14 protein-coding genes are annotated in these 17582 nt (G+C 72.3%); 4 read left to right on the top strand and 10 right to left on the bottom strand.

Annotation, left to right across the window (positions count from 1 at the left end):
- Positions 1 to 2: 2 nt before the first annotated feature.
- The 3 genes from ACNF49_RS11775 to ACNF49_RS11785 are packed head-to-tail and all read left to right on the top strand — an operon-like array spanning position 3 to position 2037.
- Entirely contained in the window at positions 3 to 929 is a 927-nt protein-coding gene (locus tag ACNF49_RS11775; protein WP_357973381.1) for an ABC transporter substrate-binding protein, read from the top strand.
- A gap of 37 nt (positions 930 to 966) precedes the next feature.
- Complete coding sequence (locus ACNF49_RS11780) at positions 967 to 1449, top strand: flavin reductase family protein (protein WP_482943679.1); 483 nt, start codon at positions 967 to 969, stop codon at positions 1447 to 1449.
- Complete coding sequence (locus ACNF49_RS11785; protein ID WP_482943680.1) at positions 1450 to 2037, top strand: flavodoxin family protein; 588 nt, start codon at positions 1450 to 1452, stop codon at positions 2035 to 2037.
- On the opposite strand, the gene ACNF49_RS11790 is transcribed toward ACNF49_RS11785, so the two are convergent.
- The 9 genes from ACNF49_RS11790 to ACNF49_RS11830 form a co-directional block, all read right to left on the bottom strand.
- On the bottom strand, positions 1985 to 2923 hold the full coding sequence (locus ACNF49_RS11790; RefSeq protein WP_482943681.1) for a TolB family protein: 939 nt from the start codon (positions 2921 to 2923) through the stop codon (positions 1985 to 1987). The genes ACNF49_RS11785 and ACNF49_RS11790 overlap by 53 nt on opposite strands.
- 46 nt (positions 2924 to 2969) lie before the next feature.
- Positions 2970 to 4667 carry a signal peptide peptidase SppA gene (sppA, locus tag ACNF49_RS11795; protein ID WP_482943682.1) on the bottom strand — a complete coding sequence of 566 codons (1698 nt, stop codon included), beginning with the start codon at positions 4665 to 4667 and terminating at the stop codon, positions 2970 to 2972.
- A gap of 98 nt (positions 4668 to 4765) precedes the next feature.
- Positions 4766 to 6115, bottom strand: coding sequence for a S8 family peptidase (locus tag ACNF49_RS11800; protein WP_357973520.1), 1350 nt, complete (start codon positions 6113 to 6115; stop codon positions 4766 to 4768).
- 162 nt (positions 6116 to 6277) lie between these two features.
- The gene (locus ACNF49_RS11805; RefSeq protein ID WP_357973371.1) at positions 6278 to 7657 is read right to left on the bottom strand and encodes a S8 family peptidase; all 1380 of its coding nucleotides are present in this window, start codon (positions 7655 to 7657) and stop codon (positions 6278 to 6280) included.
- 163 nt (positions 7658 to 7820) lie between these two features.
- Complete coding sequence (locus tag ACNF49_RS11810) at positions 7821 to 8225, bottom strand: hypothetical protein (RefSeq protein WP_482943683.1); 405 nt, start codon at positions 8223 to 8225, stop codon at positions 7821 to 7823.
- Between the two features lie 2 nt (positions 8226 to 8227).
- Entirely contained in the window at positions 8228 to 9712 is a 1485-nt protein-coding gene (locus ACNF49_RS11815; protein WP_482943684.1) for a S8 family peptidase, read from the bottom strand.
- Positions 9713 to 9809: 97 nt separating this feature from the next.
- Complete coding sequence (gene glgB / locus ACNF49_RS11820; protein WP_482943685.1) at positions 9810 to 12014, bottom strand: 1,4-alpha-glucan branching protein GlgB; 2205 nt, start codon at positions 12012 to 12014, stop codon at positions 9810 to 9812.
- Between the two features lie 169 nt (positions 12015 to 12183).
- The gene (locus tag ACNF49_RS11825; protein WP_482943686.1) at positions 12184 to 14340 is read right to left on the bottom strand and encodes an ATP-binding protein; all 2157 of its coding nucleotides are present in this window, start codon (positions 14338 to 14340) and stop codon (positions 12184 to 12186) included.
- Positions 14295 to 15290, bottom strand: coding sequence for an AfsR/SARP family transcriptional regulator (locus tag ACNF49_RS11830; protein WP_482943687.1), 996 nt, complete (start codon positions 15288 to 15290; stop codon positions 14295 to 14297). Before ACNF49_RS11830 ends, ACNF49_RS11825 begins: the two co-directional genes overlap by 46 nt.
- A 74-nt stretch (positions 15291 to 15364) precedes the next feature.
- On the opposite strand from ACNF49_RS11830, the gene ACNF49_RS11835 reads away from it, so the two are divergent.
- Positions 15365 to 16219, top strand: coding sequence for an NAD(P)-dependent oxidoreductase (locus ACNF49_RS11835; RefSeq protein ID WP_482943688.1), 855 nt, complete (start codon positions 15365 to 15367; stop codon positions 16217 to 16219).
- A 30-nt stretch (positions 16220 to 16249) separates the two neighbouring features.
- On the opposite strand, the gene ACNF49_RS11840 is transcribed toward ACNF49_RS11835, so the two are convergent.
- Positions 16250 to 17581, bottom strand: a complete 1332-nt coding sequence (locus ACNF49_RS11840; protein ID WP_357973356.1) for a maltokinase N-terminal cap-like domain-containing protein — start codon at positions 17579 to 17581, stop codon at positions 16250 to 16252.
- Position 17582: the final 1 nt, after the last annotated feature.

Raw genomic sequence — 17582 nt, forward strand, 5'->3', positions numbered from 1 at the left:
AGATGAGACGCATGATCGGCACCGCGGCGGTGCTCGTGTCGGCGACGCTGGCGCTGGCCGCCTGCGGTGGCGGGAGCGGCGGTGGGGGCAACCCGCTCGACACCACGAGCGCGGCGCCCAGCGGGTCGGCCGCGGCGGCCGGGGGCAAGGCCGTCATCGGCTCCTTCGACTTCGACGAGAGCGTGCTGCTCGCGTCGATCTACGCCCAGGCGCTTGAGGCCAAGGGCGTGCAGGTCGAGGAGAAGCCGCGCATCGGCAGCCGCGAGGCGGTCTACGACCAGGTCAAGAACGGCGGCCTGACCATCGTTCCGGAGTACAACGGCAACCTGCTGGCCTTCGTCGACCTGAAGAACACCGCCTCGACGACCGACGAGGTCAACGCGGCGCTGAAGGAGAAGCTCCCGGCCGAGCTCGAAGTGCTCGACTCCTCCCCGGCCGAGGACAAGGACAGCCTCTCGGTCACCAAGGACACCCAGACCAAGCAGTCGCTGAACACCATCGAGGACCTGGCCAAGGTCTCCAAGAACATGGTCGTCGGCGGCCCGCCCGAGTTCAAGAAGCGGTGGGAGGCGCGCTTCAAGGAGGTCTACGGGCTGGAGTTCAAGCAGTGGGAGCCGAAGGGCCCGGCCACGGCCGACGCCCTGAAGGACGGCTCGATCCAGGTCGGCAACGTGTTCACCACGGACCCCAAGATGCTGGCCAACAACCTGGTGCCGCTCCAGGACACCAAGAACATCTTCCCCGCCCAGAACGTCACGCCGCTGCTGTTCAAGTCCGGCGCGAACGACACGATCCGCACCACGCTCAACGGCATCTCGGCCAAGCTGAGCACCCAGTCCCTGCTCGACATGATGCAGAAGATCTCCGTCAACAAGGACGAGCCCGCCACGGTGGCCAAGGAATGGCTGACCTCCAACGGCCTCGCCTGACGCCCGCGGCGGGGGCCTCCGGCCGGAGGTCTCCGCTGTGAGCGAGTTCACGGAGGCGATGGCCCAACTGGCCGCGGGCGTCGCGGTGATCACCGTCCGGGACGGGCGTGACGACCTGGGCGTGACCGTGTCGGCGCTGATGTCCGTCTCGGCCGAGCCGCCGCTCGTGCTGATCAGCCTGGCCTCCCGCGGCTACCTCTGCGAGGTGCTGCTCCGGCAGGACCGGTGGGCGGCCTCGCTGCTGTCCTCCGGCCAGGCCGCGATCGCCAGCCGCTTCGCCACCGCCGGCCGTCCCAGCGCCCGCCTCCTGCTGGCGGGCACCCCCCACCATCGGGGGGCGCACACCGAGGCGCTGGTGGTCGAGGGCGGTGTGGCGGCCCTGGAGGCCGAGACGACCCAGGTCGTCCCGGCCGGCGACCACACGCTCTTCGTCGCCCGGGTGCTCGCCGTCCCCTATGTCACCCCCGCGCTCCAGCCGCTGGTACGGCTGCGCGCCCGCTACCGGCCGATGGGATGCTGAATGCGCAGTTTTCTCTTCCTCCTGGGCGGCAACCGCCGTGACGGCAACACCGAGACCCTGGCCAGGCATGCCGCCGCCGCGCTCCCGCCGGACGTCGGCCAACGCTGGCTGCGCCTCGACGACCACCCGCTGCCGCCCTTCCAGGACATCCGCCACTCCGGCGACGGCGTCTACCCCGTCCCCGAGGGCGCGGAGAAGCTGCTCGCCGAGGCCACGCTCGACGCCACCGACCTGGTGATCGTCTCGCCGCTCTACTGGTACAGCGTCTCCGCCACCACCAAGCTCTACCTGGACTATTGGTCGGCCTGGATGCGCGTCCCGGGCTACGACTTCAAGGCGCGCATGGCGGGCAAGACCGTATGGGCGGTCACCACGATCAGCGAGGAGGACGAGTCGGTGGCCGATCCGCTGATCGGCACGCTGCGCCTGTCGGCCGAGTACTTCGGGTCGTGGGGCGGCGCGCTCATCGGCTACGCCAACCGCCCCGGCGACATCCTGCGCGACACCGGCGCCCTGGAGCGGGCCGCGGCCTTCTTCAGCCCCGGCGCTCGAAGTGCGGATACAGGGTCGTCTTCTTACCGGCCTTGACCAGCGTCTCGACGACCCGGCCCGTGAGGTCGACGACGCCCACGCCGTCCTTGACCGGGGCGAGCAGGTGCCGCTCGTCGTACCAGCCGAGCGTCGGGCCCCACACCGGGCTGAAGGCCAGCTTGACCTGGGTGACGGCCCTGCCGGTACGGGTGTCCCAGACGCAGGCGGCCTTCTCCAGCGAGGTGCAGGCGGTGACGAAGCGGCGGCCCGACGGGCTGAACGTGCCGAGCCCGGAGGCGGCCGGGCGTCCCCGTACGTGCCAGGTCCGGGTGACCGCGCCGGTGAGGTCGTAGCGGCGGACCGCGGAGGAGCCGTTCTTGCCCCAGCGCACGGCCACGCCCTTGCCGTCGTGCGTCCACTGGAAGCCGCCCACGGTGATGAGCGCCTTCTCGATCCGGACGAACCGGGCCTCCAGCGAGGGCACGTCGATCAGCACGATGCCCGCGGAACGCGGCTCGCCGCCCGGCTCGAACACGTTGAGCAGCAGGCGGCGGCCGTCCGGCGACCAGGTGGGCCAGAGCGTTCGCAGGTACTGGCCCTCCCGCTCGGGGTCCTCCGGCACGGGCAGCTCGACCTCGCTCTCCTTGCCCGACCGGCGGTCCAGGAAGGTCACCTTCGGTGCGCCGCCCGCACGGTCGGCCAGCCTCACCTGCCGGCGCTCGTCCGGGGAGACGCTGACCGCGCCGTCCACCCGGGTCCAGACGCCCTTGGCCGGGTTCCACGCCCACTGGCCGCCGGGGGCGGCCGTGCCGTAGGAGCTGAGCTGGACCGGCCGGCCGGACAGCTTGGCCACCACGCTCGCGCCGCTGCCCGGCAGCGCGCCGACCGGCGGCTGCGCGGGCGCGGCGGCCAGGGCCGGCGCGACGGCGAGGTTGACGATCACGTGTGCTCCTCCGCTCCCCGTGGATCAGGGAGCATACAAGATCGAATTACCTGATGACGTACCAACCGGGCAAAGAGAGCGGACCGGCGGCGGGCAGGCCCAGCTCGGCCGACAGGCGGGCCAGCGGCCCCCAGGCGTCGAGCCGCATCCTGGCAAGGGCGGCGGACTTGTCCTCGCTGGACTCCGGGCCCCGCAGGCGCTCCAGCGGGTTGAGCCTGGGGTAGACGCGCACGGGGGCGTCGTCGGCGAGCCCGGCGCGCTCGCGGGCCAGGCCGAGGGCGTGCTCAAGGCCGCCCAGCTCGTCGACCAGGCCGTTGGCATGGGCGTCCGCGCCGGTCCAGACCCGGCCTCTGGCCAGCTCGTGGACGCGTTCGCGGGTGAGGTCGCGGCTCTGGGCGACCTTGCCCACGAAGTCGTCGTAGATGCGGTCGAGCCAGCCGTTCACCCGGTCCCACTGGTCGGGGGAGAAGCCGCGGGCGGTGGAGAACATGCCGGCGTTGACCCCGTCGGCGACCAGTTCAGTATTTATCCCGATTTTTTGGAGCAAGTCAGTCATGACGGGCTTGCCGCCATATACGCCGATCGAGCCGGTCAGGGTGCCGGGCTGGGCCACGATCACGTCGGCGCCCATGGAGACGAAGTAACCGCCGGACGCGGCCAGGTCGCCCATGGAGACGATCACCGGCTTCACCCGGCGGGTCAGCGTCACCTCCCGCCACACCGTGTCGGAGGCCACGTACGAGCCGCCGGGGCTGTCCACGCGGAAGACCACGGCCTTGACGTGCTCGTCCCGGCGGGCCGCGCGCAGCGCCGCGCTGATCGTGTCGGAGCCCATCGCGCCGCCTCCGCCGAGCGGGCTGCGTCCGCTGCGGCCGCTCCTGATCTGCCCGCTGCCGTGCACGAGCGCGATGCCGTCGGCCATGGGGTGCGGCAGCTTCCGCACCGCCGCGCTCCTGGCGTACCGGGAGACGAACAGCAGGTGGGCCTCGCCGCCCGTGGCCCGCCTGACCTCGTCGTACACCTCGTCGCGGTAGGCGAGGGCGTCCACCAGGCCGGTCTCCCGAGCCTCGGAGGCGGTGAAGGGGCCGCGGTCGACCAGCTCGCGCACCTTGGCCGGGTCGAGCCTGCGGCCCTCGGCGATGCCGCGGACGAGCTGCTCGGCGACCGACTCCACGATGCGGGTCATCGACTCGCGGTGGGGCTCGGTCATGTGGTCCTGGGTGAAGGTGTTGACCGCGGTCTTGTACTCGTGCCGCTGCCCGGCCTCGACCTCCACGCCCAGCTTGGTCAGCGCGCCCTTCAGGAAACGCTGCTCGATCGCCACGCCCGTGAGGCCGACGTCGCCGCTGGGCTGGAGGTAGACCCGCTCGAACGCGGTGGCCAGGTAGTAGGGCACCGTGCCGCCGCTGAACTCACCGAACGTCTCGGCGTAGGCCACGGTCAGCTTGCCGGAGGCGCGGAAGCGGGTGACGGCCTCGCGCAGCTCCTGGACCATGGCCAGGCCCATGGGGTTGCCGCCGAGCTTGACCACCAGCGCCTTGACCCTGGAGTCCCGGCCGGCCCGCCGGAGGCCGGACAGCGCGTCCGACAGACGGGTCTTGCGCATGGACAACACCGCGGCGACCGGGTCGGACGGCGGTCCTTCCGTGAGGCCCTCGGTGAGATCGAGCTCCAGGACCAGCGGGCCGGTGCGCCGCTGGCGAAGCTTGTCGACGGTTTCGAAGATCGCCCTGCCTGCGTCCATATAGCCACCCTAAGCGACACATTTTGCATCGGGCCCGGAAGAGGTCCAGGCGGCCGCCCGGGTGCGGGCGGCCGCCTGGAACCTGCGCCGATGCCGGGTCAGTGGCGGTTGTGCAGGGCGGCGTAGACGTTGATGCGGGGGGTGGTGAGCTGGGTGCCCGCGCTGGCGTACGCGATGGGCTTGCCGGTGCGCTTCAACGCGTCGAGGAGCTGGTCGGAGGTGGCGTGCGCGCGCTTCTGCCGCAGCAGCGCGAACGAGCCGGCGACGTGCGGGGCGGCCATCGAGGTGCCGTTCAGCGTGGCGTAGGCGTTGCCGCTGATGGCGCCGGTGATCGAGACGCCGGGCGCGAACAGGTCGAGCATGGTGCCCCGGTTGGAGAAGGAGGCCACGGCGTCCTGCTTGTCGGTGGCGCCCACGGTCACGACGTTGGAGACGCAGGCGGGCCAGGAGACGGAGGCGTCGAAGCCGTTGTTGCCCGAGGCCACGACGGTGGCGACGCCCTTGGCCTGGAGACGGTCCACCTCGGCCTTGAAGTCGGCGCCGTCGCCCTCGTCGCAGTAGGTGTCGTACTTGCCGCCGCCCAGGCTCAGGTTGACCGCGGCGACGTCGTACTGGTCGGCCAGCACGTTCGCGTACGCCATGCCGGTCAGGACCGAGGAGTCGTAGGCGAGCACGCAGGCCGCCGCGGCGCCGCAGTAGGGGGAGTTGTCGAAGCGGCTGAAGACCTGGATCGCGATGATCTTGGCCTTGGGGGCGACGCCGGGGTTCGGGAACTCCTTGGTCGCCTGGCCCGCGGTGATGCCCGCGACGTGGGTGCCGTGGTAGCACAGGCCGTATTCGGGCCGGGGGGCGTTGCGCAGGCACGCCTCGGTCTCGGAGCTGGCCGCGCCGTCGCCGATCTGGAACTGGCTGCCGTTGGGGCACAGCGGCGTCGAGCCGTCGGCCGGGTCGGTGGCGGAGAAGCACGCCTGGGCCGCGATGCGGCGGCCGAAGGCCGGGTGGTCGTTGTCGATGCCGGAGTCGATGATCGCGACGGCGGTGCCCTTGCCGGTGAAGCCCTGCCGGTGTGCCCGGTCGGCGCCGATCAGCGGGACGCTCTGCGCCAGCGAGGGCTCGTTGAGCCGGTCCTTGCGGATCGAGACGACGTCCGCCTGCTCGGCGACCTTCTCCAACTCGGCGCGGGTGCCGCGGTAGACGAAGAAGTCGAGCTTGCCGGCCAGCTCGGCGGGCGGCGTGGCCACGACGTTCCGTCTGTCCTGCCTGACCCCTTCCGCACCGGCCAGGGCCGACTGCACCTGGGCGGGCTGGCGGACGCGGACGATGACGCGGTGCTCGCCGGCCGCGGTCACGGCCGGGTCGATCTTGGACTCGGGGTCGGCCAGGGCGGGGGTGGCGACCATCGTCGCAGCGGTGGCGGCGAGGGTGATCGCACCGGCCAGCAGAGACATGAGTCTCAACTGATCCTCCGGGGGGTCGGGGGGCGTTTGTGTAAAGAAGTGTAGATATTGGACAAGAGATGTCAGAGAGGCACTTGTGTTCTGTTACCGCTTCTTGTTCTGGTACGCGAAAGGGCCGGATCGTCCCGTCCGGCCCTCTCGTACGTGCTGGTCTCAGGCTTTGGGAGCGCTCGGGGCCGTGGCGCTGAACACGTCGATCCGAGCGGTGCGCGCCTGGGCGCCGCCGGCGGGGTAGCCGATGCTCCGGCCCGTGGCCTGCAACCGCTGCAGGCTCTGCGCCACCGTGAAGTTCGGGTACGCCTGCCGCATCAGCGCGAACGCCCCCGCCACGTGCGGCGTGGCCATCGACGTGCCGCTCTTGTCGGCGTAGGTGTCGTCGGGCACCGACGACCTGATGCCCACGCCCGGCGCGAGCAGGTCGAGCAGCGGGCCCCGGTTGGAGAAGTCGGCCACCGCGTCCCGGTCGTCGGTGGCGCCCACCGCGACGGCGGAGGAGATGCAGGCCGGCGCCGAGACGCCGTCGGGGAAGCCGTTGTTGCCGGCCGCGACCACGGGCGCGACCCCGAGGGAGATCAGCGTGTCGAAGTCCGGCTTGAGGCCCGCCGCGCTCGGGTCGGAGTCGCAGTTCTCGCGGTACGGCCCGCCGCCGCCCAGGCTCAGGTTCGCCGCGGCGACGTGCTGGGCCGCGGCCACCCGCGCGACGTACTCCAGCGCCAGCTTCTGGTCGGAGGTGTAGCTGAGGAAGCAGGGCGCCTGGGTGCCGATGACCGCGCACGTCATCGCGCTGTCGATGCGGCTGAACACCTGGATCGGCAGGATGCCCGCGGCGGGCGCGACGCCGTTGGAGGGGGCGCCGGTCGTCATCCGGCCCGCGGCGATGCCCGCGACGTGCGTGCCGTGCGAGCAGGCGTTGACGCCGTTCACGACGCACTGGGCGGTCTCGGCGTCCGCGGACCCCGGGCCGGTCTGGCTCGGCTGGCTGTTCGGGCAGAGCGAGACCGAGCCGTCACTGGCGTCGGAGGAGGAGAAGCACGCCTCGTCCACGATCCGGCCGGCGAAGAACGGGTGGTCGCGGTCGATGCCCGTGTCGAGGACGGCCACCGTGAAGCCCCTGCCCGTCCAGCCGGCCGCGTTGGCCCGGTCGGAGCCGATGATCCGGGTGCTCGTGTCCAGGACGGCCGGGCGCAGCTCGTCCTTGTAGACCGCCTGGACGCGGTCGTCCTTCCTGAGCTGGGCCAGCGTCTTGCCGTCCAGCTCGGCGACGAAGAAATGGGGCGACTGGGCCGCCTCCAGCACCCGGCTGCCCTCGGAGGCCTGTTCGAGATCCTTGGCCACGGCCTGCACGTTCTGCCCCGGCTTGAGCTGGATGATCGACCGGACCTTGCTCTTGGCCTTGACCTCCGCGACCAGGGCGGGGCTGATGACCGGGTCGCCGGTGTCGCGCGCGTCGGCGCTCAGCGGTGGCGCCGCGCAGAGCACGGCGGATGTCGTGGCCAGCGCGGCAGCGCCGGCGAGCAGGGACCGTAGCCTCACTTAGTCCTCCGAGGGTCAGACCGTCCGGTGTGAGGTGCCCATCCCCTGGTGTGACATGTGTGATGTCGGTGACGTAAGTGAAAGCAGTGAAAGCTGAGCGGGTTTTTGCCATGCGGCGGGGAAGACGGAAGGGCCGGTCGGCCCTTCCGTTGAGGAAGCTGCCTCAGAGCGACTTGAGCACGTTCTTCGTCGCCTTCTTCAGCGCCGCCTTCGACGCCGCGCCGCTCAGCCGCACCTTCTCGGCGGCCGTCAGCACCGTGGTGCCGTTCCTGCCGTGCGCCCAGTTGAGCCAGGCCGTCAGCAGCGCGCTGTCCAGCTTGTCGCGGGTCGTCTTCGTGCCCTTCAGCACCCGATACGCCTTGCCCAGCGACGACGCCTTGGTCAGCTCGGGGAACACCTTGCTGGCCTTGCCGATCAGCTTCAGGTAGCAGTTCAGCGCGTTGTCGGGGATCGTCCCGCTGCTGCGGTGGATCTCCACGGCCCACTTGCCGGCCGTCATCCTGGCGCCGGCCGTGCCGCGGGTGCAGACGGCGGCGGCCGACGGGGCGGGGGTCGGCGTGACGGTCACCGTCACCGTGACGGTGGGCAGCGGGACCGGCGTGACCGAGGACGTCGGGGCCGGCGCCGGCTGCCCGTCGTCCGTGGGGTCGGGCTCGGGCGTCGGGCCGCTGCCGTCCGTCGGGTCGGGCTCGGGGTCGTCCGTGGGGGCGGTCGTCGGCGTCTGCGTGATCGGCGGCTGGGTGCCGGTGCCGGCCAGGGCGGCGCCCACGTCCAGGCGGGGGTGGTGACCTGGGCGCCGTTGGCCTCGTACTGGTAGGGCCGGCCCGTGGTCTTCAGCGTGTTGATCAGGTCGGCGACGGGCGTCTGCGGCGAGGCGGCCTTCATCAGCGCCAGCGCGCCGGCGACGTGCGGCGTCGCCATCGAGGTGCCGCTGTGCGTGGCCATCTGGTTGTCCGGCACCGAGGACTGGATGTCCACGCCCGGGGCGAAGAAGTCGACCAGCGAGCCCCGGTTGGAGAAGTCGGCGATGGCGTCGGAGCCGTCGTTCGCGCCGACCGCGACCGCCGAGGAGACGCAGGCGGGGTAGGAGGCGCCCTCGAAGAACTCGTTCCCGGCGGCGACCACGGTCGCGATGCCCTTGGCCAGCAGAGCGTCGATCTTCGGCTTGAAGACCGCGCCCTCCTCGGTGGCGTCGCAGTCGGTCTCCGACAACGCGCCGCCCAGGCTCAGGTTCACCGCCGCGACCGGCTGGGTGAGCGTGGCCACGTAGTCCATGGCCAGCCGCAGCGACGACTCGAAGGCCAGCAGGCACGACGACTCGCCCATGCAGGTGTCCTCGTCGTTCACCCGGCTGAACACCTGCACCGCGATGATCCCGGCGCCCGGCGCCACGCCGCCGCTGCCCGCCGCGATGCCGGCGACGTGCGTGCCGTGCTCGCACAGGTTCACGCCGCCGGACAGGCACTTGGCGGTGGTGGCGTCGGCCGCGCCCTCGCCGGTCTGCTGGGGCTGCCCGTTCGGGCACAGCGACTCCACGTCGCTCTCCACGGCCGAGAAGCACGCCTCACCCGCGAGCCTGCCCCCGAAGTACGGGTGGTCGCGGTCGATCCCGGTGTCCAGGACGACGATGTTCTGGCCCGCGCCGGTGAGGTTCTTCTCGTGGGCCTTGTCCGCGCCGATCTGGGTGATGTTGGACCCCACCTCGGCCGGCGCGTACGTCCGGTCGCGGTGGATGGAGGTGACGCGCGGGTCCTCGGCCAGCTTCGCCAGCTCCTCGGCGGTGCCCTCCACCACCATGAACGACTGACTCGGCGGCTGCAGCAGCACGTCGACGCTCTGGGCCGCCGCCGCGCCGGCCACCGGCTCGTGCTGCGCGGCGTCGGTCAGCTCCACGATGGCGCGGGTGGTGTCGCCGTCGAGCGCGAGGCCCTCCTCCAGCTTGCTCTGGGAGGGCGCCGGCGTCGGCGTCGCCGCGGGGTCGTCGGCGAACGCCGGGACGGGGGCCGATAACAGGGCCAGCACGATCGAGCACACGATCAGGGGGCGAAATCGCACGCGTCCTCCGAAGGGGATGATCTCGGAGTTTAGGGCGATTTATCCCGCCAGCACAGAGTCCGGCCCCGTTTCTCACCGAACTTTCAGCGCACGCACCTCAAACGTTCAACGACCCCGCCGACCCTGAGGACTCCGCCGACCCCGACTGTTCCGTCGGCGCCTCCTTGGTCAGCCACACCGCGCCCAGCGGCGGCACCCGCAACGTCGTGGAGAACGGCAGCCCGTGCCACGGCTCGGCCTCGGCCTCGACCCCTCCCATGTTGCCCACGCCGCTGCCCCAGTAGTCGTAGGCGTCGGTGTTGACGACCTCCGCCCAGTGACCGCCGTAGGGGAGGCCGAGCCGGTAGCTCTCGTGCGCACCGCCGCTGAAGTTGACCACGCAGGCCGCCGCCGACCCGTCGGCCGCGTACCGGACGAACGAGAACGTGTTCCCGGACGCGTCGTCGGCGTCGATCCAGCGGAACCCCTCCGGTCTGGCGTCCTGCTCCCACAGCGCCGGGGTCTCCTTGTAGAGCCTGTTGAGGTCGCGCACGAGCCGCTGCACGCCCTTGTGCCCGTCGAACTCCAGCACCCACCAGTCGAGCCCGCGCTCCTCCGACCACTCCGAGCCCTGGCCGAACTCGCCGCCCATGAACAACAACTGCTTGCCCGGATGCGCCCACATGAACGCCAGCAACGCCCTGAGCTGGGCGAAACGCTGCCATTCGTCCCCCGGCATCTTGCCGAGCAGCGAGCCCTTGCCGTGCACCACCTCGTCATGGGACAGCGGCAGCACGTAGTTCTCGGAATAGGCGTAGATGAGGGAGAACGTCATCTGATGGTGGTGGTACTGGCGGAAGATCGGCTCGCGGCGCAGGTATTCGAGCGTGTCGTGCATCCAGCCCATGTTCCACTTGAACCCGAAGCCGAGCCCGCCCAGGTGCACCGGCCGCGAGACGCCGGGCCAGGCCGTCGACTCCTCAGCGACGGTCGAGATGCCCGGAGCCTCCCGGTAGCAGACCGAGTTCATCTCCTTGAGGAACTCGACCGCGTCGAGGTTCTCCCGGCCGCCGTAGACGTTGGGGGTCCACTCGCCCTCGCGGCGCGAGTAGTCGAGGTAGAGCATCGAGGCGACCGCGTCCACCCGCAGGCCGTCCACGTGGAACTCCTTCAGCCAGTAGAGCGCGTTCGCGACCAGGAAGTTCTTGACCTCCCTGCGGCCGAAGTCGAAGACGTAGGTGCCCCAGTCGGGGTGCTCCCCCCTGGCCGGGTCGGCGTGCTCGTACAGCGGGGTGCCGTCGAAGCGGGCCAGGGCCCAGTCGTCCATGGGGAAGTGGGCCGGCACCCAGTCCAGCAGCACGCCGATGCCGCGCTGGTGCATGCGGTCCACGAAGTGCCGGAACTCGTCGGGCGTGCCGAACCTGGCCGTCGGCGCGTAGTAGGACGTCACCTGGTAGCCCCACGAGCCGCCGAACGGGTGCTCGGCCACCGGCAGCAGCTCGACGTGCGTGAACCCCATGTCGGCCACGTAGTCGGAGAGCTGGTCGGCCAGCTCCAGGTAGGACAGCCCCGGCCGCCACGAGCCGAGGTGCACCTCGTAGACGCTCATCGGCCCGAGCTGCGCCGGCCGGTCGCGCCGCGCGGCCGTCCAGTCGTCGTCGGCCCAGGTGTAGGAGGACTCGTCGATCACGGAGGCGGTCATCGGGGGCACCTCGGTGCGCCGGGCCATGGGGTCGGCCTTGTCGCGCCAGAGCCCGTCGGCGCCGAGGATCTGGAACTTGTACCGCTCACCGGCCGCCAGCCCGGGGACGAACAGCTCCCACACGCCCGACCGGCCGAGCGAGCGCATCGGGTAGGCGGTGCCGTCCCAGTGGTTGAAGTCGCCGACGACCCTGATGCCGCGCGCGTTCGGCGCCCAGACGGCGAACGCGGTGCCCTGCACGTCCTGGTGCTCCATCACCCGGGCGCCCAGGACCTCCCACAGCCGCTCGTGCCGCCCCTCGCCGATGAGGTGCAGGTCCACCTCGCCCAGCGTGGGCCAATGCCGGTACGGGTCCCTGACCTCGTACGGCTCGCCACCGGCGTACCGGACCCGCAGGGTGTAGTCGGGCACCTTGTCCAGCCCGGTGACCGTGGCCTCGAACACGCCGTGGGCCTGGTGTCTCATGTCGTGGGCCGTGCCGTCGTCGAGCACCACCTGCACCCGCTCGGCCAGCGGGCGCAGCGCGCGGAACACCACGCCGCCCGCGACCGGGTGTGCTCCGAGCACGGAGTGCGGATCGTGGTGCGCCCCGCCAGCGAGGCGGTCGAGCTCTGTCCTCATGGGCATGCTCCCAACCCTGCCTTATGATGACCGTCCATCTCAGGCACTGCCCGCTTTCACGGCGACAATCACCGAATGTGCAAAATCCCGGGATGATCGCAGAAGTATGCGGGATCGTCATGGATGATCCTTGGCCGTGTCGTGGCCGGACACGCCCCATGTGAGGCGATCAGGCGCCCGAGGTGTCCTCCAGGAGGTCGTCCACCGGCATCCCGGCCCCTTCGGTCAGGCAGGTCGCCAGCGCCGCCGCCCCCAGGCCCGCCGTCACGACCGCCGTGATCCGGTCCACGTCCCCCCGCTCGCCCGCCGGCAGCGGCGCGCCGACGGACGCCCTGAGCGCGGCGGCCTTCCCGAGCAGCCGCGCCGCCTCCGCGTACCGGCCGTCGAGGGCCCGCGCCCCCGCCAGCCCCTCCAGCCCGAGTGCGGTCGCGCGCGGGTCGCCCACGTTGCGGGCGGCGGCCAGCCCGCGAAGCTGGAACTCCAGAGCGCCCGCCGCGTCCCCCCGCAGCTCGGCCACGAACCCCAGCTCCGCCAGGATCAGCGCCGCGCCCGGCTCGCCGGAGACGTCCAGCACCCAGTCCAGCCAGGACAGCAGCAGCCGTTCGGCCTCGTCGAGCCGTCCCTGGCGGCGCGCGCCGAGCGCCAGCCCGATCTCGGCGAACTCCTCGGCCGGACGGTTCGACTGCGACACCGCCAGCCGCCTGGCCCGCTCGTGGTGGTCGTCGGCCGCCGCGTGGTCGCCCCGCAGCATGGCGATCCGGCCCAGACGGGACAGCGCGTCGGAGACCGAGCTCCACAGGCCCAGCTCCTCGGCCATGCGCAGGCCCTCCGCGCGCAGTCCGGCGGCGCGGTCGTAGTCGCCGATGATCTCGGCGTGGCTGCCCAGGCATTCCGCCGCCCGCAGCTCGCCCCAGCGGTCCCCGGTCCGCCTGAACAGCGCGAGGCCCCGCTCGCCGTCGCGCCGCATGCCCTCCAGGTCGCCGCGCATCCCGGCCCATCTGGCCCGGACGGTCAGGGTGGCGGCCATGCCCCACTCGTCGTCCAGTTCGCCGAACTCCGACAACGCCGTCTCGATCATTCCGCCGCTGATCGACAGATCGTCGTACCCGAACAGGGCGAAGCCGACGAACCACCGCGCCCTTGCCCGCTCCCAGGCGTCCTGGACGGCCGCGAACAGTTCCGTCACGTCCGGGCCGGGCGGCTGCCCGACCAGCAGCCGCATGCCCGCCAGCCATGCCCTGGCCTGCGGGGCGCCCGGATCGTCGTCCGCGGCGATCGCGAGCGCCGCCTCCAGCGCCCGCTCGCCCTCGCCCAGCCGGCCGCGCAGCACCCAGTACCAGGCCAGGGCGTTCACCAGCCGCAGCGCCTCGGCCGCCGCGCCGAGCCGCACCGCCGTCTCCAGCGCCGCGCGCAGGTTGCCGCCCTCGGCGTCGAGCTGGGCGAGCGCGCGCCGCTGCCCGTGCCCCCGCAGGTACGGCTCCACCCGCTCGGCCAGGCCCGTGTAGTGGCGCACGTGCCGGAGCCGTATCTCCGCCGGCTCACCGGCCGCCTCCAGCCGCTCCAGGCAGTACGCCGCCACCGACTCCAGCAGCCGGAACCGCGGCTCCCCGTCGCCCCACGCCCGCACCACCAGCGAGCGGTCCACCAGCCTGGCCACCGCCTCCAGGACGTCCACGCCCGGCTCGGCGCAGACCTCCTCGGCCGCCTCCAGCGTGCACCCGTCGGCGTGCACGGCCAGCCGCCGCAGCACGACGCGCTCGTCCTCGCCCAGCAGCTCCCAGCTCCAGTCGATCATCGCGCGCAACGTCTGCTGCCGCGCGGGCGCGCCGCGCCGGCCGGAGGAGAGCATCCTGAACCGGTCGTCCAGCCGTTCGGCGAGCTGGCGCGGGGTGAGCGTGCGCATCCGGGTCGCGGCCAGCTCCAGGGCCAGCGGGATGCCGTCCAGCCGGGCGCAGATCTCGGCGACGTCGGCGTCCGGCTCGATGCCCGCGCGCGCGGCGAACAGCTCCGCCGCCGCCTCCCGTCCCAGCGGCGGCACGCTCCACAGGGCCTCGCCCTCGATGCGCAGCGACTCCTGGCTGGTGGCCAGGACGCGCAGCCCGGGAGCGGCCCGCAGCAGCCGTCCGGCCAGCGCGGCGACCTGCTCGACGACGTGTTCGCAGTTGTCCAGGACGAGCAGCGTCCGGGTGCTCTCCAGCACGCCGGCCAGCCGGGCGGTCAGGTCCTTCGCCGCGCCGCCCACGTCGTCCCGCAGGCCGAGCACCCCCGCGACCGCCTCGGTCACCTCGACCGCCGGCGCCCCGGCGCGCAGCCCCGCCAGCTCCACCAGCCACACCCCGCCGCCGAAGCCGGGCGGCCCGGGGAGTCCGCCGCGGCGAGCGCGAGGCGGGTCTTGCCGACCCCGCCGGGGCCCGTCAACGTGACCAGCCGGTTCGCGCGCAGCAGGGCGCGCACCTCCGCCACCGCCTCCTCCCGGCCCACGAGGCCGGTGAGCGGCGCGGGCAGGTTCGTCCGCCGCCGCCCCGGCCCGTCGAGCGCCGGGTCCTGCTCGAGGATCGCCTGGTGCAGCGCGACCAGCTCGGGACCGGGGTCGAGCCCGAGCTCGTCGGCCAGCCGCGCCCGCAGGTCGGCGTAGCTGGCCAGCGCCTCGCCCTGCCGTCCCGCCCGGTACAGGGCCCGTACGTGCGCGGCCCGCAGCCGCTCGCGGAACGGGTGCTCGGCCACCAGGTCGGCCAGCTCGGCCGCCAGCAGCCCGTGCTCGCCCAGCCCGAGCCGTGCCTCGGCCAGCTCCTCCAGCGCCACCAGCCGCTGCTCGTCCAGCCGGGCCACGGCGGCCCTGGCGAACTCCTCGTCGGCGAACTCCGCGAAGGCGGCTCCCCGCCACAGGTCGAGGGCCTGCCGCAGCAGCCCGGCGCGGGTCCGCGGGTCGGCGCTGCGCTGCGCCTGCCCGACGAGGTCGGCGAACCGTCCGGCGTCCACGTCCTCGGGCTCGACCCGCAGCACGTACCCCGGCGCCCGGTACGCCACCAGCTCCCGGTCGCCCAGCACCCGGCGCAGCTGCGACACCTTCACCCGGAGCGCGGCCAGGGCGTTCGCCGGCGGCCTGCCGCCCCACAGGTCCTCGATCAGCCGGTCGGCGGAGACCGGCCGCCCGGCATGGATCAGCAGGTCGGCCAGCAGCGCCCGGACCTTGACCTCCAGCACCTGGACAGGCTCGCCGCCGGGCCCCCAAACGGCGAGCGCCCCCAGCACCCCGAACCGCACTCTGCCCCCCATAACCAACTCCGAATCAGACCATAACCCCCTGCGGGCAGGGTGAACGCATCAGTCAGAACCTAAGGAATCCCGAAATGTCAGAAGAAATTTCCATCATCGGTCTCGGCCTCATGGGCGCGGCGCTCGCCGGCAGCCTGCTGGACGCCGGACACCGCGTCACCGTGTGGAACCGTTCGGCGGACAAGGCCGAGCCCCTGGTCGCCAGAAGCGCCACCCGCGCCGCGACGGTGGCGGAGGCGGTCGCGGCGAGCCCGCTGGTGATCGTCTGCGTGCTCGACTACCCGGCCGTGTACGAGCTGCTGGCCGACACCCCGCTGACGGGCCGGGTCGTGGCGAACCTGACCACCGGCCGGCCCGTCGAGGCCCGCCAGGCGGCCGAATGGGTGGCCGCACGCGGCGGCGACTACGTGGACGGCGGCATCATGGCCGTGCCCCAGATGATCGGCCGGCCCGGCGCGCTCGTGCTCTACAGCGGTTCCCAGGCGGCGTTCGACCGCTTCGAGGAGGCGTTCCGCGCGATGGCCGAGCCGCGCTTCGTCGGCACGGACCCCGGCCTGGCCCCGCTTCTCGACCTGGCCATGCTCACCGGCATGTACGGCCAGATCGCCGGCTTCCTGGAGGCGGTCGCGCTCGTCGACTCGGCCGGCTATCCGTTGACCGAATTCACCAGCACCCTCCTGGTCCCGTGGCTCAACGCGATGGCCGCCGCGCAACCGGAGTGGGTCAAGTCCGTCGAGTCGCGCGACTACACGACCCTGGTGTCGAACCTGGAGATCAACAGGTCCGGCCTGGAGAACCTGGTGCGCGCCTTCAGGGAGCAGCAGGTCAAGCCCGACCTCCTGCTGCCGCTGAAGGCGATCGTCGACCAGCGCACCGCCCGCGGCCACGGCGCCGAGGGCCTGCCCGGCCTGGTCGAAGAGCTGCGCTGACCCACGGGCCGCCTCGGGGCGCCCCGCCGGTCAGGCGGGGCGGGGGTGGAAGGCGGCCAACGGGATGGAGACCCATGACGGCCGGTTGCGGGCCTCGTAGACCACCTCGTACACCGCCTTGGACAGCTCGAACGCCCGCAGCAGTGCCGCGTCCCCGACCGTGATCATGCCGCCGCCCTCGCGGTAGCCGTCCAGGAAGGCGGTGCGGTTGCGGTCGGCCCAGGCCTCGGCCCGGGGCTGGAGTTCGGCGGCCTGCGGATGGTCGGCCAGCAGGTGCCTGGCCGCGTAGTCGAACGAGCGCAGCATGCCGGCCACGTCCCGCAGCGGCGACGACAGCGCCCGGCGCTCGGCCAGCGGCTGCCCCGGCTCGCCCTCGAAGTCGAGCACCACCCAGTCGGTGGGCGTGCGCATCACCTGGCCCAGGTGGTAATCCCCGTGAACGCGCTGCACGGGCACCTCCCTGGTGAGCAGTTCCACCTGGTGGTAGGCGTCCTCCAGGGCCGTCACGTGCCGCCGTAGCTCGGGCACCTCGGCCATGGCCCGCCCGAGCTGCCGCCGGAAGCCCTCGGCCATGCGTTTGACCTCGGGAATCTCGACCAGCTCGGTGGGGAACGCCGCGGCCAGCTCGTGGTGGACGCGGGCGGTGGCGATGCCCAGCCGTACGGACTCGGCGGCGAAGTCGCCGCCCGCCTCGGCGGCGGTGACCCCCGGCAGCGAGGCGTACAGGTCGCGGACGCTGGCCAGCGCGAGGTCCCAGCCGTCGTTGGCGTTGGACAGGTACTCCTGCATGAAGGCGAGCGTGGTGTCCGTGCCGTCCACGTCGGCCTCGATCCACCCGTACGGCTGGGCGATGTTCGGCGCGCTCCGGGCGGCCAGGGCGCTGATGATCTCCAGCTCCGGATTGACGCCCGGGATGAGCCGGCGGAACAGCTTGCAGATGTAGGAGTCGCCGTACACGAGCGAGGTGTTCGACTGCTCGGCCCCCAGCACCAGGCTGCGCTGGGAGGTGTCGATGACGACGCCGGGCGCGTGCCGCATGCGCAGCCCGCTGCGGGTCTCGTCGCCCGCCATGCCCTCCAGCAGCCAGCTCATGCTGTCGGCGTCATGGACGGCGTCGTAGAAGTAGGTCTCGCCGAGGCTGCCGATGAGGGCGTGGTTGAGCCGGTCGGGCAGGTCGTGCCGCTCGCCCAGGAAGATCTGGTACCGGTCACGAGCGCCGTCCTGCCAGACGGCCACGATCAGGTGCCGGAGCCCTGGCGTCAGCTCGACGTCCGACTCGATCGACAGATCGTCGATCGGGCGCCCCTTGCCGCCGAACCATCGTTGGCGGCCGATCCATGCGGCAAGGAGCTCCTCTTTCACG

Source organism: Actinomadura sp. ATCC 39365 (genome assembly GCF_054392275.1).